This window comes from Phycisphaerales bacterium, assembly GCA_016716475.1.
Taxonomy (GTDB): Bacteria; Planctomycetota; Phycisphaerae; order UBA1845; family Fen-1342; genus JADJWG01.
On the sequence record JADJWG010000002.1, the window covers coordinates 83,557 to 103,786 of the forward strand.

The 20,230-nt window shown below is 65.3% G+C and carries 16 protein-coding genes and 1 tRNA gene; 9 read left to right on the forward strand and 8 right to left on the reverse strand.

What is annotated here, in order from left to right; translation table 11 throughout:
• Position 1 precedes the first annotated feature (1 nt).
• The 5 genes from IPM18_07905 to rpmA all read left to right on the forward strand — a co-directional run bounded on the left by IPM18_07905 (position 2) and on the right by rpmA (position 5,742).
• A complete protein-coding gene (locus tag IPM18_07905; protein MBK9119512.1) occupies positions 2-895 on the forward strand; it encodes a hypothetical protein in 894 nt (297 codons plus the stop codon).
• Positions 892-2,004, forward strand: coding sequence for a hypothetical protein (locus tag IPM18_07910; GenBank protein ID MBK9119513.1), 1,113 nt, complete (start codon positions 892-894; stop codon positions 2,002-2,004). The genes IPM18_07905 and IPM18_07910 overlap by 4 nt, the downstream gene beginning before the upstream one ends.
• 200 nt (positions 2,005-2,204) lie before the next feature.
• Positions 2,205-4,679 carry a HEAT repeat domain-containing protein gene (locus IPM18_07915; GenBank protein ID MBK9119514.1) on the forward strand — a complete coding sequence of 825 codons (2,475 nt, stop codon included), beginning with the start codon at positions 2,205-2,207 and terminating at the stop codon, positions 4,677-4,679.
• 11 nt (positions 4,680-4,690) lie between these two features.
• Entirely contained in the window at positions 4,691-5,383 is a 693-nt protein-coding gene (locus IPM18_07920) for a hypothetical protein (protein ID MBK9119515.1), read from the forward strand.
• A 98-nt stretch (positions 5,384-5,481) separates the two neighbouring features.
• Positions 5,482-5,742, forward strand: coding sequence for a 50S ribosomal protein L27 (rpmA, locus tag IPM18_07925; GenBank protein ID MBK9119516.1), 261 nt, complete (start codon positions 5,482-5,484; stop codon positions 5,740-5,742).
• 86 nt (positions 5,743-5,828) lie between these two features.
• On the opposite strand, the gene surE is transcribed toward rpmA, so the two are convergent.
• The gene (gene surE, locus IPM18_07930; GenBank protein MBK9119517.1) at positions 5,829-6,590 is read right to left on the reverse strand and encodes a 5'/3'-nucleotidase SurE; all 762 of its coding nucleotides are present in this window, start codon (positions 6,588-6,590) and stop codon (positions 5,829-5,831) included.
• Positions 6,565-7,692 (reverse strand): diguanylate cyclase, encoded by a 1,128-nt coding sequence (locus IPM18_07935; protein MBK9119518.1) that lies wholly within the window; start codon positions 7,690-7,692, stop codon positions 6,565-6,567. The genes surE and IPM18_07935 overlap by 26 nt, the downstream gene beginning before the upstream one ends.
• A 216-nt stretch (positions 7,693-7,908) precedes the next feature.
• Between IPM18_07935 and priA the strand changes: the two genes are divergently transcribed.
• The 3 genes from priA to IPM18_07950 all read left to right on the forward strand — a co-directional run bounded on the left by priA (position 7,909) and on the right by IPM18_07950 (position 12,385).
• Positions 7,909-10,212 (forward strand): primosomal protein N', encoded by a 2,304-nt coding sequence (priA, locus tag IPM18_07940; protein ID MBK9119519.1) that lies wholly within the window; start codon positions 7,909-7,911, stop codon positions 10,210-10,212.
• A 153-nt stretch (positions 10,213-10,365) separates the two neighbouring features.
• A complete protein-coding gene (locus IPM18_07945; GenBank protein ID MBK9119520.1) occupies positions 10,366-11,319 on the forward strand; it encodes a histone deacetylase in 954 nt (317 codons plus the stop codon).
• A 328-nt stretch (positions 11,320-11,647) separates the two neighbouring features.
• Positions 11,648-12,385: a radical SAM protein gene (locus tag IPM18_07950; protein ID MBK9119521.1), complete on the forward strand. Its 738-nt coding sequence runs from the start codon at positions 11,648-11,650 to the stop codon at positions 12,383-12,385.
• A 59-nt stretch (positions 12,386-12,444) separates the two neighbouring features.
• Here the strand turns inward: IPM18_07950 and IPM18_07955 are convergent, their stop codons facing one another.
• The 6 genes from IPM18_07955 to IPM18_07980 all read right to left on the reverse strand — a co-directional run bounded on the left by IPM18_07955 (position 12,445) and on the right by IPM18_07980 (position 18,079).
• The gene (locus tag IPM18_07955; GenBank protein MBK9119522.1) at positions 12,445-12,819 is read right to left on the reverse strand and encodes a hypothetical protein; all 375 of its coding nucleotides are present in this window, start codon (positions 12,817-12,819) and stop codon (positions 12,445-12,447) included.
• The gene (locus IPM18_07960) at positions 12,797-13,858 is read right to left on the reverse strand and encodes a tetratricopeptide repeat protein (GenBank protein MBK9119523.1); all 1,062 of its coding nucleotides are present in this window, start codon (positions 13,856-13,858) and stop codon (positions 12,797-12,799) included. Before IPM18_07960 ends, IPM18_07955 begins: the two co-directional genes overlap by 23 nt.
• Positions 13,859-14,148: 290 nt before the next feature.
• A complete protein-coding gene (locus IPM18_07965) occupies positions 14,149-16,218 on the reverse strand; it encodes a terpene cyclase/mutase family protein (GenBank protein ID MBK9119524.1) in 2,070 nt (689 codons plus the stop codon).
• Positions 16,219-16,255: 37 nt separating this feature from the next.
• A complete protein-coding gene (locus IPM18_07970) occupies positions 16,256-17,056 on the reverse strand; it encodes a hypothetical protein (GenBank protein MBK9119525.1) in 801 nt (266 codons plus the stop codon).
• A gap of 37 nt (positions 17,057-17,093) precedes the next feature.
• Positions 17,094-17,936, reverse strand: a complete 843-nt coding sequence (locus IPM18_07975) for a glutamate racemase (protein ID MBK9119526.1) — start codon at positions 17,934-17,936, stop codon at positions 17,094-17,096.
• Between the two features lie 61 nt (positions 17,937-17,997).
• Positions 17,998-18,079 (reverse strand) — tRNA-Leu (locus tag IPM18_07980).
• 211 nt (positions 18,080-18,290) lie between these two features.
• Here IPM18_07980 and IPM18_07985 point away from each other — a divergent pair.
• Positions 18,291-20,195, forward strand: coding sequence for a family 20 glycosylhydrolase (locus tag IPM18_07985; protein ID MBK9119527.1), 1,905 nt, complete (start codon positions 18,291-18,293; stop codon positions 20,193-20,195).
• Positions 20,196-20,230 lie beyond the last annotated feature (35 nt).

Below are 20,230 nucleotides of genomic sequence, written 5' to 3' on the forward strand. Positions count from 1 at the left end.
GATGGAGCGCTTCTTCCAAGCCCTGGTGCGCCTCGATCGGCGCTGGATCTTCCTGTTGATGGGGGTTGCGGTCATGATCCCCATCATCGCTAAGATGGAGTTCGAGGAGCAGCCCACCAAGATCACGCAGGATGTCTTCGACCTGATCGAATCATTGCCGGCGGGGTCGCGTGTCCTGCTGCCGTTTGACTACGACCCCGGCAGCAAGCCCGAGCTTCAGCCCATGGCCACCGCCCTGGCATGGCACTGCGCGCGCAAGGGACACAAGCTGTACTTCCTGGCCCTCTGGCCACTCGGACCGGAGATGATCGAGGAAACGATTGAGACGGTTCTCAAGCGGGATTTCCCCCACTACCGGTACGGGATCGACTACGTGAATCTCGGCTTCAAGCCGGGGGACGAAGGCGTCATCAAGGTCGTCGTCTCGAACCTGCCATCGCTCTTTCCGACCGACCATCGCGGGCGCAGTCTCAGCCGCATGGAGATGACCCGCGACCTGGTGAACATCCGGTCCATGGATGCCATCGTGAACGTCAGTGCGGGCTACCCGGGTACGAAGGAATGGGTGCAGTATGCCGCGACGCCGTACGGCCTGAAGATCGTCGCGGGCTGCACCGGCGTGCAATCGCCGCTGATGTACCCTTACATTCCTGACCCGCTGGTCGGGCTGCTGGGGGCCATCAAGGGCGCGGCCGAGTACGAAGCGGCACTTGCGGCCGCCTACCCCGAATACTGGGCCGACCCCGAGGGCACGGGTTCACGAGCGGATTTCCGCCAGGGCGTGCGCCGGATGGGGCCGCAGCTCATCGCCCACTGCGTGATCCTGCTGCTGATCATCCTCGGAAACGTGGCGCTGTTCGTGCATCGCAAGGAGCGGGCAGGAGTGCGGGCATGAACCGTGAAAATCTGATCCTCTTGCTGGTGCTTGGAGTTGGTGGCCTGGCGCTTGCGATTTGGGCCGCCACCGGCCAGACCAGCCGCGGCTACTATCGGGTCAATGTCGATGGTGTGCCGCGCTCGCTCTCGATGCGGCAGGCCGAAGCACGTCTGGCGGATCTCGCCCGCTTCGGACTCCCGACCGAGGCGGAAGCGCGCTTCCGCGCAGCGACCACCATTGCCGAGCGTGACGCAATCCTTGCTGCGCTGGAGGTCAGTCCGGCGCTGCGCCAGGAACTGCGGCAGCAGTACCTCTTCGAATTCTCCTGGGCACGAACCATCGGCCTGTGGGTTGCGGCCTTCTTCACGCTGGGGATGCTCTCCTTTCTGTACCGGGACAATGCCTGGTACAAGATCGCCGAGCACGCCTTCGTCGGTATTTCGGCCGCGTACTGGATGATTGTCGGCTTCTGGTCCCAGCTCGTGCCGAACATGATCGGCAAGCTCTTTCCGCGCTGGACCAAGTTCAACCTCCAGCCGGGCCTCGACCTCGACGACATCGCCATCAAGCTCGACATCGAGAGCTGGCTGCGCTGGGTGATCGATTACCACGCGGCTGCGGTCAACCCGCTGGGCTGTCACTGGTGGCAGCTCATGAACTGGTTCTACTGGGTGCCCGTCATCCTGGGCATCATGCTCCTTTGGCGGCTGGCTCCAACCGGCACCTGGATTGCCCGCTGGCCGCTGGCCTACGTCATCGGGACGACCGCCGGCCTGCGGCTGGTCGCGTATCTGGAAGCCGACTTCGTGCTGCAGATCGCGCAGACCGTCGTGCCGCTGGTCCAACTGGCCTACGACCCGGTGACGGGTGCCATCCAGTGGGGCAAATCGTTCTACAACTCCCTGAACCACACACTGCTGGTCCTGGGGGTGGTCTGCTCCCTCCTGTACTTCTTCTTCTCGGTGGAACATCGTGGCTTCGTCGGGAAGGCCTCGCGGGTCGGGATCTGGGTTCTGATGATTACCTTTGGCGCGGGCTTCGGGTACACGGTGATGGGCCGCGTCGCGCTCCTCGTCGGTCGATTCGAGTTCTTGCTCGAAGACTGGCTGAATCTCGTGAAGACGTAACATCGTTGTCCACCACCCCGGCCTTGTAGGTGGCGTCCCGATCCTCCGGATTTACGGGTGTCTGGCCAGGTCCATGTGGCGCAACAGCCGATTCCTCACGTTTGACAGCCCCCCCAGTGGCGCTATAATCGCGGCCGATTTGAAGCTGCGGACTGCGCCAGCGTCCGTATCCAAACCGGTTGCGCTTCGTGGAGACGAGTATGTATCGAATCGCCCGGCCCTTCCTCCTGTTGGGCCTCGGCTTGGTCGTTTTCGTCGGCGCCCGTCCCGGCTTCGCACAGAGCACTCCCGCCGACGCTTGGCCCGCTACCCGCACCGACTTCATCACCGGGGAGGCCACCCGCGCGTGGCAGCTCTGGGCTGCGGCCATGAAGGCCCAGCTTGAGCGCAATGCCGACGGCGTGGAAGGAGCGCTCGGCGAATTGCTCGCACTCAACCCGGCCCCATTGCGCATTGCACTACTGGCCGATCACACCGTTCGGCGCACGAATGCCGGTGGTGCCGTGCTGCTCTTCGAGCAGGATCGTGATGCCGGCGCCTTGCGCGCGAATGGCCAACGGGTGGCCACGCTGCTGGCGACGGGTCGCGAACAGATGCTCGAAGCCGAGGACGGCTTCTACTTCTCACAGATCGGCCGCTTCGACGTGGCCGCCGCCAACTGGCAGGCGCTGCTGGCCGACAACCCCGATCCGGTTTCCCTCGTGGAATTCACAGACCGGGTCCCGCGGCGTCGCGAGATCCTGATCCAGTTGCAGACGCATCCGACGCTCGGGGACAGCGTGCGCCGCCTGATGGATCTGCTCGCCGAGGGGGAGCGCCTGGTCAAGTCCGATCCCACCCGCATCCAGGAAAACATTCGCCGGCTCGGTGGTGCGCCCCGCGCTTTCGAGAACGCCCTGCAAGCCCTCATCGACTCGGGTGAGCAGGCCGTACCCTTCATGATCCAGTTCCTGCGCGACCGCACGCAGTTGGAGCTTCGGCCGGCCATCCTTACGGCCCTGCCGCGACTGGGGCGACCGGGGCTCAATCCGCTGGTCGCCGCGCTACGCATGAACGATACGGCCGTTAAGCAGGATGTGATCGCGGCGCTGGGGGAAATCGGCTACTCGCAGGCGGTTCCATACCTGTTGGCGGTGGCCCAGGCCGAGAGCACGCCTCCGGAAGTCATCATTGCTATTCGTGCGGCACTCGAGCGCATCGTTTCGCGGGGGGTGGCGGTGGATATCAGCCAGTCCGCGGCGGAGGCCTTCTACCAGTTGGCGGAGGCGTACTACGCCGACGCGGGTTCGCTCGCGGCGGATCACCGTCTGGCGACCGCCGAGGTTTGGTACTGGCGCGACGAGATTCTGCAGAATGTCTCCGTTCCGACGGCCATCTTCAACGAGGTCATGGCCATGCGGTGCGCCGAGGAAACGCTCATGCGTGACCCCGGGCACCAGCCGGCACTTGCCCTCTGGTTGGCGGCCAACTTCCGCCGGCAGGCACAACTTGGCCTGGAGGGGGTCGATGCGACCCGCCCGGCAAGCTATCCCACGGGCTTGTACTTCGCGCAGTCGGCGGGCCCCGCCTACTGCCTGCTGGCCCTTGCCCGTGCCGTGGACGATAGCGACCCGGCGGTTGCACTTGGTGCGATCGACGCTCTGCGGCGTACGGCGGGTCCGGCGAGTCTCGTCGGCGATGCCGAGGGTCGTTTGCCGTTGGCGGAGGCGCTGTCTTTCGGTGATCGCATGGTGCGCGTACGAGCCGCCCTCACGCTCGGTCACGCTCGGCCGGAGCATACCTTTCTGAATTCTCAGAACCTGATGCCGGTGCTCGCCGAAGCGCTGCAACTGCACGGTGGTGTTCGTAATGCCCTGGTCGTAGACCCGGAAGAGGTGACGGCTAACGCCGCCGCCGCTGCCTTACGGGCTCAGGGATATGACGTCATTGTCGATGGCAACCTGTTCACCGGGCTGGAGAAAGTCCGTACGGAATCCCCCGGGGTTGACCTGGTGCTGCTGGGATCTGATGTGCGTTCGCCCGACCTGGCGGCCGGCCTGGCGGCCATGCGGGCGGAATTCCGCTTTGCGGCGACGCCCGTCCTGATCCTGGCGAAGCCGGGACAGCTTGAGGATGCCCGGCGTTTGTCTGTGAGTGATGCGCGGGTCGAGTTCATTCCTGCGAACGCCCTCCCGGGGGAGTTGAATCGGGCGGTAGCTCTGGTACTCCGCACGGTGGGGACGGAGCCGATCACGCCGGAAATCGGTGTTCAACTGGCACTCGATGCGGCCGGTGTGCTGCGCGACCTTGCGCTGACGAACAACCCGGTTTTTGAAGTCGCCGACGTCGAAACGGCGCTGCTTGCGGCGTTCACTTCGGAGGATGCCGTCTTACGCCGTACCATTGCTGACGTGCTCGGCTTCATCGCGACGACAGCAGCTCAGGAAACGATCGCCCGACGAGCGCTCGATGCGACGGTAAACGAGGACGAGCGCGTGCAGATGTTCACGTCGCTGGCGGATGCCGCGAAGCGTCGTGGGAATCTGCTGCCTCCGGAGATCGTGGCGGACCTGGTGAAGCTCGCGGAGGGCGAGCCGAACCTGCGGCTGCGCGAGGCCGCCTCGCAAACGCTTGGAGCACTGAATCTGCCGGGCTCGCCGGCCAGCGCGATCATTCGGAACCAGCACCAGGGTTAGGAGCATCGGCAATGTCAACGGTCGTACTGACGTGGCTGCTGCTGACGGGTCTCGGCCAGTTGCCGGAGACCGATTCGAACTCGGTGCGCCAGCCGGCCCCGACCCCCATTTCGTGGGAGTTCGAGTTCCGCTTCCTCGATCCGCGACGGATTGAGCTACCGATCCCCGGGAGCGATCGCACGGTCGTTTACTGGTATGTGGTGTATCGGGTCACGAACCCTACGCCGCGCAGCCAGCGCTACTACCCGCTCTTCCAGATCGTGACGGAAAAGCTCGAGGTCTTCGACACGGAAACCGGGATCCATCCCTACGTTTTTGAGGCCATTCGGGAGCGTCACAAGCTGACCCATCCCTATCTGGTGCCTCCGACCGAGGCGATCGGTAATCTACGGTCCGGCGCCGACCACGCGGTGGACTCGCTTGCGGTGTGGAAAGAAATTGACCTAACTCAAAACAATTTCAGTATTTACGTAGGCGGGCTGAGTGGCGAACTCCAATATGTGACGAACCGGGCATACGATCCGGAGAAGCCCGAAAGCGTGACGGCTACCGGCCCGGACGGTACCACGCGCGAGGTGGTTCTGAATCCGAAGTTCTTCACCCTTCGCAAGACGCTGGAGATTCGTTATAATCTGCCGGGTTCGCCCGCCGCTCGGACAGAGGTCCTGCCGGAGCGGGACATGGTGCGATGGATCATGCGGTAGTACATTGCTCCCTGTTCCGGTGACAAACCGCCAGGGGGGAAGTGTGTTTTTTTCATCCGGCCGCACAGGCCGTGTGACTTTTCGGAAGGTTGTCGAACATGGCACATAAAAAGGGTCAGGGCTCAACGCGGAACGGTCGCGACAGCAGCCCCCAGTACCGCGGCGTGAAGCTCTATGGTGGTCAGGCCGCCAAAGTGGGCAGCATCATCATCCGGCAGTGCGGTACCCCGTTCAAGCCGGGCAAGAATGTCGCCCGTGGACGCGATGACACCTTGTTCTCCCTGGTGCAGGGCACAGTTGAGTTCAAGGGGCGGGTGGTTTCCGTGCAAGCCGCACCTGAGACCGTCACCGCAAACTGACCGAGTGCCTGCACATGCTCCTTGCGAACCCGGTGCAGCCCTGGCTACGCCGGGTTCTTGCGTAGGGTGTCAGGGGGGACGTGGGGTCAAAAGCTCGGCCAAGGCCACGAATCAAGTTCGGCGAGGCGCTGTGTATCGGTCAGGTCGGCCTGCAAAGGGGTTACAGTGACATACCCGGCGCGCAGGGCTGCCACATCGCTGTCCGGGTGACCGTCATGGTTGCCAAGCCGACCGTCGAGCCAGTAGAAGGTACGACCGTCCGGCTCGGTCTCCTTCTTATAGTGCTCATCCCAACTCACCGATGCCTGGCGACAGCACCGCACTCCACGCGGCTCACCGTCTCTCAAAGCCGGCAGGTTCACGCTCAGACAGGTGCCCGGTGCCAACGGGCGCTGCAAGATGCTGTCCAGCACACGGCGCGTCATTTGTCCGGCCCACCCGAAATCGAGCTCATCCGATAGTTCCAGCGAAAACGCAATCGATGGAACCTTGAACAACGCCCCTTCGACGGCGCCAGCCACGGTGCCGCTGTAAAGCACGTTGATCCCCACGTTCGCCCCGGCGTTGATGCCGCTCAACACCAGATCGGGACGCTCTTCCAGCAACTCCAGCATCGCGAGTTTGACACAATCCGCCGGCCGGCCGGCAACACTCCAGCCGTGGAAAGTGTGATTGACATGCACGCGGCGCACCAGCAGTGGCTTCAACACCGAGATGGCGTGTCCGGTCGCGGATTGGGAATCTTCCGGGGCGACCACATCCACGTGTCCGAGGTCCGCGACGGCGCGATAAAGTGCCTCAATACCCGGCGCCAGGATGCCGTCATCGTTCGTGATCAGAATTCGCATCGCGGTATTCTATCGCGATCGCCTCTCCGGAGCGCCGGTCGCGCACCCGACCGCTGGAACTCGCGGTGGTCGACCCGCTCGCACCCTCACCCAGGCACTTGGAACTCGCCTCCGGACCCCTGGGACCGGCCGCGGTGTGCAGCCAGACCTGATTGCGTCCATGCTCCTTCGCAGCATAGAGCATGGCGTCGGCATTTTTCAGTAGTTCATCAACGGAAAACGTTTGGTGGTCGCGGCTGGCGACGCCGCAACTGACCGTCACCGGAATCGTCGTGTCACCCGTGCGCGCGGGCTTTGCCTCGATATCGGCCCGGATGCGCTCCGCCACCGCCACGGCTTGTTCGGCGGTCATGGTAGGGCAGACGACCACGAATTCCTCGCCTCCGAAACGGCCGCAGAGATCCGGGCGTCGCACGGCTGGCCGCAGGAGGTTCGACACGTGAACCAGCACGAGGTCGCCGGCCTCGTGTCCGTAAGTGTCGTTGACATGTTTGAAGTGGTCGACATCGAGCATGATGCAACTGAGTGGCTGGTCCTCGCGGCGAGAAAGCTCCCACGTGTCATGCAGGCGTTCGAAGAGGCGGCGCCGATTCGGCAGCTTGGTCAGCACGTCTGTGTTCGCGAGTTGCTCAAGCTGATTGGCCAGTATCAGCATCTGGGCGTTGGCCTTATGCACTTCGATGCTGCGGCGGAATACCTCTTCCTGCAGGCGGAGCATGCGCTCGCCGACCCGCAATCGCGCCAGCAGCTCACCCTGGTGATACGGCTTGGTCAGGTAGTCGTTGGCACCGCCTTCGAGCCCCTGGATAACGTGCTCTTTCGAGTGGTGGGCACTGAGCAGGATGAAGTAGATGTTTCCCAGGGCTTCGAGCCGCTTCAATTCGCGGAGTTGCTCGCAGAGTTCCATGCCGTCCATCTCGGGCATGGCCCAGTCCGCAAGCACGATACCCGTACCCATGGCGCAGATCGGTTGTATGGCGGCGCGCCCATGCTCGAAACCATCAGCGGCATAGCCCGCGGCGTGCAGGTGCCGCAAGAGCAGGCGCAGCGTTTCAGGGTCGTCTTCCACCGCGATAATCGGGTATCTGTGCTGCTCGCTCATAATTCCTGCCGCCGAGACGCGCGGACTCCGCGAACACCCCGTTGTATCATCGGGTGAGTTCGGCCTGATGTTGCGGACCTCGGGTCGCAATCCGTGCAGCGCTGGGTGGCGCTCCCGTCGCAGGGACTATCGGACGATGGCGCGACAGGATTACGAACTGAGTCCGATCAGGCCGAACTCCGGCCCTGATACCGGGATGGCCCGGAGGAGCGCGACTTGAATGGTGGCGCACGGAAGCCCGGCCGCCCTGTGCGGCAATTATGGCTCGCTCCGGAAGGAGCGGAAACAAGGGAACAGCGTGTCGCGGATGTCGCCATTGCGCTGCCGGTGCCCCGCAGCCGAACCTATGCGATCCCGCCCTCTCTTGAAGGAGTGGTGCAACCCGGTGCCAGTGTCCGGGTTCCGCATGGTCGTGGCCGGCGCGTCGTGGATGGGATTTGTGCCCGGGTGACGACCGCACGCTGGAAGCACACCCGCCGGGAGATTATGTCCGCCACCCCCGGCCCACCGTGGTTCACACCGGCCTTGCTCGAGTTGTCGCTCTGGCTGAGTGCCTATTACGTCTGCTCGCCCTGGAAGACCCTGGCCGCTGTATTCCCGCTCGCCCTCCGGCACGAGCGCCAGGTGGTGCAACGCTATCTGCGCCGTGTGGCGGCAGTCCCGGTGGGGCGCATTACTCCGCGACAAGAAGCCCTGCTCGCTGTGCTCGCCGACGGCTGGACGGCGGAGGCGGACGCGTTGGAGCGCTCGGCCACATCGCGGGCCATTCTGCGCACGCTGATGACCCGTGGCCTGATCGAGCGTGAAGAGCGGCGTGAAACCGCACCGCGCCCCCCCCTGACCATGTCCGCGGCCGAGTCCGTACCGGAGGATGTGTTCGCGCTCACCCCCAGCCAGGCGGCGGCCGTCACGCGCATCACGGAGCAGTTGCAGGCGGATGAACCCTTTCGGGTGTTCCTGTTGTTCGGGGTCCCCGGCAGCGGCAAGACCGAGGTCTACGTCCGTACGATCCGGCACGTCATCGCTACAGGCCGCCAGGCCATCCTGCTCATCCCGGAGATTGCACTGGCGACACAGATTGTTGCGCGGCTGGCGCGGCGTTTTCCGCGTGTCGCCATACTGCACAGTCAACTCAGCGTGCGCCTGCGACAGGACACGCTCGCAGCTATTGCGGCCGGTGAGGTGGATGTCGTCATCGGCACACGTAACGCCGTCTTTGCGCCCTGCCCGCGGCTCGGGCTGATTGTCGTGGACGAGGAACAGGAGACCAGCTTCAAGAACCTCTCGTCACCCTACTACCATGCGCGTGACGTGGCCATCATGCGCGGTCGGCTCGAACGGGTTCCGGTCGTGCTCGGGTCAGCGACACCCGCACTGGAAACCTGGCACAACGCCACCACGCGACAGCACTTCGAGCTGCTGCGTCTCCCGGAGCGCGTGCCGGGCGCCGAGTTGCCGTGCGTGGTTGCCGTAGCGCACCGTCCGGATGAGGAGCATGCCGCAACTGCGGGGGAGCGGGGGTTGCTCGCGCCGCGCCTGCAGCGCGAGTTGGCGCGCGTCCTGGCGGATCAGGAACAGGCCATCCTGCTCTACAATCGGCGCGGCTACGCACCCTATCTGCGCTGCACCCGCTGCGGCACCGTGGCGCGGTGTGAACGCTGCCACGGGCACCTCGTCTATCATCGCAGTGGTGCGAAGTTGAAGTGCCATCGGTGCGGCACTTCGAGCCCGGCGCCGGAGCACTGCCTCGATGCCGGCTGCGGCGGCCGCCTGGAGCGCGCCGGGGCGGCGATTCAGCGCTTGGAGGAAGAACTCCGCGCACGTTACCCCAAGGCCCGGATTCTGCGGCTCGATGGCGACACGATGCGCAGGCGCGACGACTACGAGGCCGCCATCGCCGGCTTCACACGCCGCGAGGCCGATGTGCTGCTCGGCACCCAGATGGTTGCGAAGGGGCTCGATTTTCCCGCGGTCACGCTTGTCGGAGTGCTTGCGGCTGACGAGGGATTGCGCCTGCCGGACTTCCGCGCTGGCGAGCGTGTTTTTCAACTCATCGTGCAGGTCGTCGGCCGCGCCGGCCGCAAGGAGGGTAGGTCGCTCGCCATCGTGCAAACGGCGCCCGATCCCCCCCCCGTGATCGGCGATGCACTTCGCCAGGACTACGAGGCCTTCGCGCAGTCCGAGTTGCCGCTGCGGGAACGCCTGTGGCAGCCACCTTTCACGCGGCTCGTCCGGCTGGTGCTCGCCGACGGGCGCCCGGGACAGGCGCGGGGCGAAGCGCTGCGCGTCGCGGGGCTGCTGAAGGAGACGGCCGGCCGCCTGAGTGCGGCGCTGCGGATCGAGGAGGCCGAGCCCTGCCTGCTTCGCCAGCAGCGCGGGCGGTTGCGCTGGCAAGTCCTCCTACGGGGACCGCGTAACCACAGTATGCAACAGTTGCTCCAGGTGATTCGCAGCGACCGCGCCGTGCGGCCACGGGTGGAACGGCTGACCATCGACGTGGATCCGGTCGAACTCCTCTAGTGTCTTGGGCAGGTCGCCGGAATCACGAGCGGGGGAGTGGGCCGTGACCTCTCCGTCAGGTGAAACGGTGGACAGGTTGTCAAACCGGCATGGCCAGGGAAACCGGATGAAATTCGCGGGCGGGGCGCGCCCGGATTTGTTACACTGGGCGACATGGCAGACTTCGCGATCCTTTTAGACGAGCGATTCGTCCGGCATCACACCGGCGATGGTCATCCGGAGTCTCCCGAGCGCCTGCGCATCATCACCGACGCGCTGCAGGCGGCCGGACTGCTGGACCAATGCCCTGTCTTGCCGGGTGTGTATGTGGGAGAGGACATACTGCAGGCGGTGCATACCCGCGATTACCTCGTGCGGGTGGAGGCCGCTTGCCGCCAGGGATACCCCTTCGTGGATGTTCCGGATTCGGCGGTCTGCCCCGAAAGCTATGACATCGCGCGACTGGCTGCTGGGGGGGTACTCGACGCGGTGCGCCGTGTGGCGCGCGGTGAGTTACAGCGGGCCTTCTGTGCGGTGCGTCCGCCTGGGCATCATGCTGAGCGGGACCGTTCCATGGGTTTCTGCCTGTTCAACAACGTGGCGTTAGCCGCCGCGGTTCTGAAGCAGGAGTTTTCGATCACACGCATCCTCGTGTTCGATTTCGATGTCCACCACGCGAACGGAACGCAGCATGCTTTCGAGGCGGACCCGTGTGTGCTGGTCATCAGCATGCACGGCCATCCGCGCACGCTGTACCCCGGAACGGGATATGCGGAGGAGGTGGGCGTGGGTCCGGGGCGCGGATACACGATCAACATCCCGCTCGAACCGGGCGCGAACGATGCCGATGTGCGCACGGCCTTCGAAGACGAGGTATTGCCGGCGGTGGAGCGCTTCGCGCCGCAGGTCGTGCTGGTGTCCGCCGGATTCGACGGCCATGAGGACGACCCGCTCGGGAACCTCTCGTTCTCCGATGAAATCTTCCCATGGATGACGAAGGAGATGCTGGGAGTTGCGGAGCGCCATGCCCGCGGCCGACTGGTGAGCGTACTCGAGGGGGGCTACCACGCCGGTGTCTTGGCGCGCTGCGTTCCACAACATGTACGCCTGCTGGCCGAAGGCGGCTGAGGCGGTGAACCGGAGAAACAACGCAGACTCGCGACCCCGCCGGATCGCGAGTCTGCCAAGGTCGGTTGGCAGGAAGGGCGAGCCGAGCAACGTCCTGCCAACCCTTCTCCACACCGCGTGGAGAAGAATTCTTTCGCTGGTACCAACCGGCCCCGATGGGCCAATATTCCAGAAATCTCGGCACAGAATGATAGGCCCGGCCCGGCGAGTCTGACGCATGCAATCTCGGCCCGAAGTCTTTTCCTCACACCCGCGTCGCTGGCGTGAATTCTCGCTCGTTTATCCAGTCATTTCCCGGCGCAGCCATGGATTAAGCATCGGCGTCGACTTGAATCCTGACGCCCGCTGTACCTTCAACTGCGTCTACTGCTCGGTAGCGGCCGAGCGCCCGCGCCCGCCCGCGCGGGTGGACCTGAAGCGGCTGGACGTGGAGTTGCGGAGCTTGCTGGACCTCAACGCGCAGCTCTTTGAAGAGCCCGAATTTCGCGCCACACCCGGCGAGTTCCGGGTACTGCGCGACATCGCCTTTTCCGGAAGCGGCGAACCGACCGTGTCCGAGGTCTTCGGCCCCGCCGTGGACCTGGTGGCGGGGATCCGTGAACAGCGCCGCCTGAACGATATCAAACTGGTCTTGATCACAAATACCTGTGGTTTGCACCGGCCGGAGGTTACGAAAGCCCTCACCGTACTCGACGCCCACGGAGGCGAGATCTGGGCGAAGCTCGACGCGGGCACCGACGAGCACTACCAGCGCATCAACCGTTCATGCTTTCCCCTGTCGCAGGTGCTGCGAAACATCCGGGACACCGCCCGAGTTCGCCCGATCGTGCTACAGTCACTCTTCTTGCGTTACGGGGGGGTGGGGCCGGCCCCCCACGAGGTCACGGCTTACCGTACCCGGGTCGAGGAACTGCTCGCCGCCGGGGCCCGGTTCAAGCTCATCCAGGTGTACACCGTCGCTCGACCGACCCCCGATGCCGATGCTACCCCACTGGAAGCGCCGGCCCTCGAAGAAATTGCGGACTTGCTGCGACCGCTGGGCGTTCCCATCGCGGTCTACCCCTGATTGCCCACCGCATGAAGTCCGGCACAGGGGCCGATTGAACCCGTTGCCAGGTCGCCGGATTATTCGAGTACGTAGGGCTTCCGTTGTTCATACAGAGCACGGCGTTGGCGGTACTCCGATAACTGGCCGGCGTTGACGCGCTCCGCCATTGCAATCGCCCGCTCGATCTCCTGCACGGCGTCGTCGAAGCGTCCTACGGCGGCCAGCGCCGCGGCCAGTGTATCGAACACTTCATGGCGGACGTTGGTCATGCTCTGCACGGCCTGCTGTGCCATGGCGAGCGACTCTTCCCGGTCGGCGGATGTACCGTCCGGGCGTGTTGCCTGAAGCCAGGCGAGCGCATTGACGAGGTTGGTATCTTCCGGCGCCGCAGCCAGATCCTCCCGCAAGACCAGCTCAGCGGCCTCAAATTCATGAGCTGCGAGGTGGGTCACGGCGAGACTTACGACCGCCGGACCAAAGACCTTGCCATCCACGTCGCGGCGGGCCTGGGCGAAGTTTTCCCGGGCGTCCCGCAGGCGCCGCGTACTCGGCGCTCTCGCCACGACCCTTGGCCTCGTTGGCTTGCATCAACCGGAAGCGGCCGAGCGCATGCCGCCCGACCACGCCGCTGCGATCCACATCGGCCGCCGTCTGCAAAGTCTCTTCCAGTTCGCGGAACTGCCCGCGCTCGAGCAACCGATCGGCGTAGCGCAGCAGGGTTGCCATGTCGAGACCTTCGCGGAGGAGTTCCTCTTCGTAGGTATCCACCAGCGGCATGGGTACGACCTCGTCCACGCCAGGGACCGCGAAGGGTGCTGCTTCTTCCGCTTTACCCTGGGCCACCAGAGCGGCGTGCAGGCCGGTGCGGGCGGGGATGTACCCGGGTTCCATGGCCAGGGCGTCCCGGAAATGCTGCTCAGCGCCGACCGCGTTCTGGGCCCGCAACGCCAGCAGTCCAAGCCCCGCGTGGGCCACGAGTTGTGCGGCGCGATCCTCCTGCTTGAGGACGGCCTCGTAGTTGACCCGGGCGCGGGCCGCATCCTGGTCGCCCACGAGCGCCGCAAGCCGCAAGAGTGCAGGTGGGTACGGCTTTTCATCCCCGGCCAGCATTTCGTACATCCGGATGGCCGCATCTTGCTGTTTTTTTGCCTCGTAAGCGCGGGCGAGGGCATAACGCCAGCGGGGGGCGTCTGGCCGCAGCGTACGGGCGCGCTCAAAAAGGGGTATCGCTTCGTCAAGGTAGCCCTGGGCGAGCGCCAACGCTCCGAGCCGCCCGACTGCTTCGGCATCCTCCGGGCTGCGGTTCACCACGCTCCGGGCGCTGGTGAATTTCATCTGCAGGGGCAGCGGCAGAGCGGTCACATCGATTGCGGGCGGGGTGAAGGTTGCGCTTGCAGCCGACCCCGGGGACCTTGTGCTGCTGCCGGCAGCCGGGGCCGGCTCACCCGGCTCCTTGCGGCAACCGCTGGCGACCAGCAAGCCACCGGTCAAGATGAGTACCAGAAATGGGAACCTGAAAGCGCACACCGAGCTATGCCACATGTCGTTCCGTCCGCCAGGAGAAAGCTGGGACTCACCGCGGAACACCGGCGCCCCCATGCCGGAGTCCGCTCGAACCCCAAAAGAGTAAGGTTTGGGCGGCGATCTCGCAACGGTCGGAGGTCCTACGCGGGGGGTATGAGCGCATCCTGCGACCGGTCGCAGTTACGTGGCATCGCAGTTCAGCTACGATTCGTGTTGACGGTTCCCGGGCGGGACGGCCTTGCCGGCAGAAAGAGTTTTTACCTGCCCACGAGCCGGTCCCCCGCGGTTGGCAGAATCGTCAGGGTTGCGTCGCTCCACTCGGCTACCGCAAGGGTCCGGCCGGTAAAACGCTGCACGACGCGCAGTTCTCCGAGGTCGCGATCCCCGCGGCGCAGCGTGAGTCGCATGCCTACGTAGCTGCGCGACATTTCGATCGTGGCGAGTCGCTGCTCACCATCCACGTAACGCACGTGGCCTTCCGTGGGCTTCATGCTCAACACCGCCCGACCGCGCTCCAGTGCCGCGACAAAGCGTGGCTGTTCCCAGGGCGGCAACGTACTGATCGTGCGGTCGAGCAGCGGAACTCCCAGGGGGGAGTCGATTTCAGCCAGAGCGGCGGCGGCACCGAGGCCCAGGCGCAGATCGGCATCGCGCAGCAGGTCGACAAGCACCGGCTCCGCGACCTCCAAGCGCAGCTCCCGCAGCACCTCCAGCGCGAGCAGGCGATCGCGCGGTGACTGGGCGGCGAGGTGGGTTCGCCAGTCGCCCGCGCTGAAGAGCACATCTTCCGTGAGGAATGTCGGCGTGTGGCGGTAATAGATCTCGAGCGTCAGCGTTGCGATCGCGGTCGCATACACCCGGCCGCCCATCCGGCCGAACAGCCCCCAGTTGGAACCGAAGGGGACCCAGCTCCCGAAAGTGTGTTTGCGCAGCCCATCGCGTGTCAGTTCGCGCTCCTGCAGTGGCAGGATCTCATCGCGCAGGCGGGCGTTCCAGCGCTCCCAATCCTGGCCGCCGCGTTGGAACATAGCCAGCGTGCCATAGTACCAGTAGTACTCGTTGTGGAACTGGGTCGGATCGCGGCCCCGGGCCCGTGCCGCGGAGGGCAGGTGGTCGAGCAGGAGACCACGCTGGCGTAGTGGCTGAGGAGCGTCAAGACGCCAACCCAGCATCTGCGTGCTCATCAGCCCAGCGGCGAACATCCCCGGTCCATGCTGGTAGCGGGGGCGATAATTGTCGTCGAGCCGGAAACCGGTGCCCGAGTCGGCGTAGCGTACGCGGCCGTCGGGTTCGGTGGCCCGCTGGAAGTGCAACGCCGCGCGGATCAGCGTGTTACGGGGTACGTCTACTTCGACCGCGAGGCAGGCGTGCAGGGCCTGCACCATCCACGCGGTGATGGACGAATCATTCCGCCCCGTGTTCGGTGCCCGGCGGTAGTCCCAGCCGCCGAGGGCCTGTTGACTAGCGACCAGGTTCTGCACGGCGCGTTCCAAGGCCGGCCGCACCCGGTCGTCACCAGAGAGCGCGAGGTACTCAGCCAATGCGAGCGTGGCGAGCGCGTCGTTGTAGCCGGCCATCGCGTCGCTTACACCGAAGCCGCCGGCCGCCACCTGAAATTGTAACAGGGCATCCACGGCGCTGCGCACGACCAACGGATACGGGCCGGTTTGGTCCGTATATCCCGCTCCGAGAAACGCAAGCAGTGCCAATCCCGTCAGGCCGGGGTCGAGATCGACATTGAGCCGGGTGACGGCGACGCCCCCACAGCGATCACCAGCGGGACACTGCCGGTCAAAGTGCAGCCGGCTCCACGTGCCATCGGGTGCCTGGTGTGCCGCAAGCCAGGCCAAGCCGGCCTCGACGGCGCCCTCGGTCTGCTGGGAACCGCCGTAGCGTGTCACGCCACGGCGGCGGGCCTCCTCAGAGCGGTCCCACTCCTCCTCCGCTGGATCGCCGGGCAGGGGGCTGCCGGAGGGGCGCGGCGGCAGCCGCTCCGGTGGTGCGGCGGGCTTCGCCTGGGGGGCGGCTCCCTCCTGCGTACGGCGGCGATCCACAATGGGCCCGGTCGGTACAGCGGGTGGCTCAACTTGGGGCGGGCGTGCCGGGCGCGTGGCCGTGGAGCGTGTGGTTACGGGGGGTCGGGGTGCCGGCAAAGCAGAGACATCAAGCGGCGGTGCCGGTGGCGGCGGTTCGAGACCATCGACCGAGGAGGACCAGAACAGCAGCGGTACTGTGATACAGAGGATGCCAAGCAGGCAGAGCAGGGCAAGGCCCAAGCCCCAAGGCCAGCGGCGCGGCGCGCGCGGGCTGGATTGTGGGTTGGCCATGCGAGTGCGCTCCCGGGTGCGAACGGCGCGGCGGCCTCTAGTCCGCGCTGCCCGGCCAGAGCCACTGCACGAGCTGCTGCGTCTCGTACGCCACCCACTCCACGCCATTGCGATAGGGTGGCTGACGGCTTTCCGGCACATTCCCCGCCTTGACGAAGGCCGCAGCGTGGTGCTCGGCGAGCCACTGCTCCCATGCGAACGGGTTGCCGTGGTGGGTTTCGCCGGTCAGCGCGACCAGCGTGCATTCGCATTCGTGGGTGACGGCAAAATCCTGATCCCGCAGGCCCGCTACCAGTGCCGCCAACACCTCCTCATCCGGACAGCACACCAGCCCGCGAGCGGCTTCTCGCCGCGCATGCCGGTCTGTGTCGCTGGCGAGCCGTGCGAGCAGGGTACGCCGCACCTCCGCGTGCAGGTCCTCGGGGACGCGCCCCGCCACGGCCGCATCCGCAATCAACTTCGTCGCATCCCAGCGCACCAGATCGACCGGTGGCCAGACCTGTTCCGCGGGATGCTCGTTGAAATTGAGGATTTTGAGTGCGGTCTCGAGGCCGCGTGGGTCATGGGTACGCCCCAGGCCCCGCAGTGCGACACAGCGTGTCTGGGGGTCCGTCTCCAGCAAGGCAATCGCCATGAAGCCGCGCACCGCCCAGTCGCGGTTCCGCTGGTTGCTCTTGGAGATCTCGGTTACGGCGCGGCGGCGTGCGTCCGGATCCTCGGCGGAGACCGCCACGAGCATGTTCTGCTGTGCCGAATGCTGCGGCTCGAAGACTTTTTGTACGGCGCGATCGAGCTTCATCTCGAGCAGCGGTCCGTCATGGCAGCCGGCCATTGGCATGAGCAGGGCCGCAACGATTACTCCATTCGCGATACCCCTACGGCCGCGGCGCGCAGCGCAATGGCACCCCCACGTAACGCTCCGGTTCCACCAGCTCGACGTGCTCGATCGACTCATTGAGAAACCTCGATCCCACTTCGCGAAATCGTGCCGGATTGTCGCTCACGTAACAGCGCATCGTACCGGTGTGCTCCGGGCCCCTCAACCCGTTGACTGCGGCGAGCTGTTGCTGCACCTCGAGCGAAGTTTCGCGCCCGCTGTCTACGATTGCGACTGCGGGGCCCAGGCACGCTGCGATCGCACCGCGGAGCAGCGGATAGTGGGTACATCCCAGGACCAGAACCCCGATACCCCGCTCACGTAACGGTCCGAGATACGTCTCCACCGTCAAAAGTACGATCGGGTCTGTGTCGGTCCGGCCTTCTTCCACGAGCGGTACCAGCAGGGGGCACGGCTGCCCGAGCAGTCGCTGCTCTGGCGCGAGTGTGGCGATCGCCCGAGCGTAAGCCTGGCTCCCGATGGTCGCCTCGGTACCAATGACTGCGGCCAGTTTACCGTGCGCCAGTGCGACGGCCGCCCGCGCACCTGGCTCCACGACTCCCACAACAGGCACCGGCAACTCGCGCTGCAACTCTTCCATCGCCAGTGCACTGGCTGTATTGCACGCGGCCACGATCAGCTTGGGTTCGAACTGCAGCAGAAAACCGGACGTTTCGAGTGCGAACTGCACGACGGTGGGCTGTGACTTGGTGCCATAGGGCACGCGCGCCGTATCTCCGAAATAGACCAGGTCCTCGTGGGGCAACAGTTGCCGCAAATGGCGTGCCACGGACAGCCCCCCCAGTCCGGAGTCGAAGACACCAATGGGTCCACCGTTCATGGGGTCCTCCTTGACCGGGCGAAGCGGCTGCACGTTCGTCCGCGACCGGAATGGCCACGAGTGCGAGAGGCGGGACTCGAACCCGCACGGGTTACCCCGCCAGAACCTAAATCTGGTGCGTCTGCCAATTCCGCCACTCTCGCGTGCACCCTGAATACTACCACGCTCATGCAGCCACGGGAAAGGAGTGACGGTACGGCGGCGGCCCACAATCGCATGGCCTGCTTCCGCCCGAAGCCCCCCCGCAATTTCACGGAATGGCACCGCGCGGTACGCTGCTCACTGTATCGCCGGTCCCGGCCGCTGCGGCTGGGGATCGGTGGGCAGAGGGAGTTGTTGCGAGGATTTTCGATCGTGTCTCCCGAAGAGATGGCCGCGAAACTGCTCCCCCGTCCGAGTTCGCTCCGTTTCACCGGTGAAGTGTGGCGACTTCCGTTACCACTGCCGGTGCGTCTACCCGATCAGTTGCGCGTTGCCCTGGCAGCCGACCTGGTCGCACTGGCGGATGCGTGCCTGCGAAGGTTCGGTGTGGTTCTAGAGGTCGGTTCGACCGCGGCTGAGGGGGGCGTGTCGATCCTGCTGGTCAATGACGAGACGGTGGCTACGGAGGTGCCGATCGGAGTTCAGGATGCGGTCACGCTGCCACCGGCCACCGAACAGGGCTACGAACTGGAGGTCACGCGACAGGGAGCACGATTACGGGCGCGCTCGGTCCATGGGGTGGCTTATGGGTTGCGCACGCTCCGGCAATGGGTCGAACTCGGGGGGGCGATCTGGCCGACGTTCATGATCGACGATGCGCCGATCTTTGCCCAGCGGGGGGTCTCACTCGATATCAGTCGTGGCCGTGTGCCGACGCAGGCGTCGCTGCACACGCTCGTCGATCGCCTGGCAGCGCTGAAGTTGAACCACCTGCAACTCTACATGGAGCACACCTTTGCGTTTTCCTGTGATCCTGCGATCAGCGCGGATTGTGATGCTCTGACACCAGACGACCTCCGAGAGCTGGATGCGCACTGCCGTGCTCATCATGTTGAGCTGGTTCCAGCCCTGGCGTGCTTCGGGCACATGGGGCGTATCCTTAGTTTGCCGCAGTATGGTGCGCTGGCAGAAATCCCGGCGTCGAAGAACTGGGAGGTCATGACCTGGGATGAACGCACGCGCGGGCTGACGCTCGACGCGAGCCAGCCCGCAGCGCGCGACCTGCTCCGTACCCTGATCGCGGAATTGCTGCCGTGCTTCACGGCACGACGCTTCAACATCTGCTGCGATGAGACGTGGGATCTCGGCAAGGGGCGCGGCCGGGACCGCGCGGCGCAGATCGGCTCCGGACGGATGTTCCTTGAACATCTCCTGTGGTTGCACCAGCTTGTGGCGGAGCATGGTCGCGCGGTACTGCTGTGGGGCGATGTCATCCGGAACCACCCGGAGTTGATTCCCGAGTTGCCGCGCGATGTGACAGTGTTGAACTGGGGTTACACGCGGGACTTCGACTATGACACGACCGCGCAGTTCCGCGCCCACGGCTTCGATACCTGTGTCTGTCCGGCCACCCATGGATGGAACCGCGCAGTTCACGACCTGAGCTATGCCGAAGAGAACATCCTCGGCCACGCACGAGCCGGGGCGCGACATGGTGCCATCGGCCTGCTCAACACCGAATGGGGCGACGGCGGACACCCGTCCCCGCCCGGCGCGGCTTTTCCAGCGCTGGCGTTGGGGGCCGCACTCGCGTGGAATCCAACCGGTCCGACAGGCGTAGAGTTTGATGCGGCCTTCGTCCGGCTGGCCTATGGACTTGATGATGCGGCCCCCCTGGAGGCGTGGCGACACGCGGTGGCCCTGGCGGACACGATCCGCGTCTGGCCGGCACTGTATGCCCCACTGCCGACCGTGACCCTGCCGGAAGTGCTGGGTACTGAGGCGCTGGAACGATGGGAGGATGCGGCGCGCAGTGCGGCCGCCGCCTTCGCCGCACTCGCTCCGGAGGACCCGCTGGCGGCGCGTGACTGTGCCGAGCTCGACCTGGCGTTACGCGTGCATGCTCTGGTGGCACAACGCTGCCTGCTCGCGCGGCGCATGGCGGCGGGTGCAACCGTTGGCGCCGGGCTACGCAACCTGGCCGCGACCTGCGATGAACTCGTACCGGAATTCGAGGCGGCCTGGCTGGCGACGTCGCGGCCGGCCGGTCTCGAGGAGGTCACCGCGGTCTTTCGGCGGCTGGCGACGGAAGCACGGCAGCAGGCCGTGGGAGTGTGATCATGCCGAGTACTACGGCACCACGAATGTCGGCT

Excerpts from the sequence above, each read along its gene's own strand:
- IPM18_07905 (MBK9119512.1), top strand. The coding sequence starts at position 2 with ATGGAGCGCTTCTTCCAAGCCCTGGTGCGCCTCGATCGGCGCTGGATC.
- IPM18_07910 (MBK9119513.1), top strand. The coding sequence starts at position 892 with ATGAACCGTGAAAATCTGATCCTCTTGCTGGTGCTTGGAGTTGGTGGC.
- IPM18_07915 (MBK9119514.1), top strand. The coding sequence starts at position 2,205 with ATGTATCGAATCGCCCGGCCCTTCCTCCTGTTGGGCCTCGGCTTGGTC.
- IPM18_07920 (MBK9119515.1), top strand. The coding sequence starts at position 4,691 with ATGTCAACGGTCGTACTGACGTGGCTGCTGCTGACGGGTCTCGGCCAG.
- rpmA (MBK9119516.1), top strand. The coding sequence starts at position 5,482 with ATGGCACATAAAAAGGGTCAGGGCTCAACGCGGAACGGTCGCGACAGC.
- surE (MBK9119517.1), bottom strand. The coding sequence starts at position 6,590 with ATGCGAATTCTGATCACGAACGATGACGGCATCCTGGCGCCGGGTATT.
- IPM18_07935 (MBK9119518.1), bottom strand. The coding sequence starts at position 7,692 with ATGAGCGAGCAGCACAGATACCCGATTATCGCGGTGGAAGACGACCCT.
- IPM18_07945 (MBK9119520.1), top strand. The coding sequence starts at position 10,366 with ATGGCAGACTTCGCGATCCTTTTAGACGAGCGATTCGTCCGGCATCAC.
- IPM18_07965 (MBK9119524.1), bottom strand. The coding sequence starts at position 16,218 with ATGGCCAACCCACAATCCAGCCCGCGCGCGCCGCGCCGCTGGCCTTGG.
- IPM18_07970 (MBK9119525.1), bottom strand. The coding sequence starts at position 17,056 with ATGCCAATGGCCGGCTGCCATGACGGACCGCTGCTCGAGATGAAGCTC.
- IPM18_07975 (MBK9119526.1), bottom strand. The coding sequence starts at position 17,936 with ATGAACGGTGGACCCATTGGTGTCTTCGACTCCGGACTGGGGGGGCTG.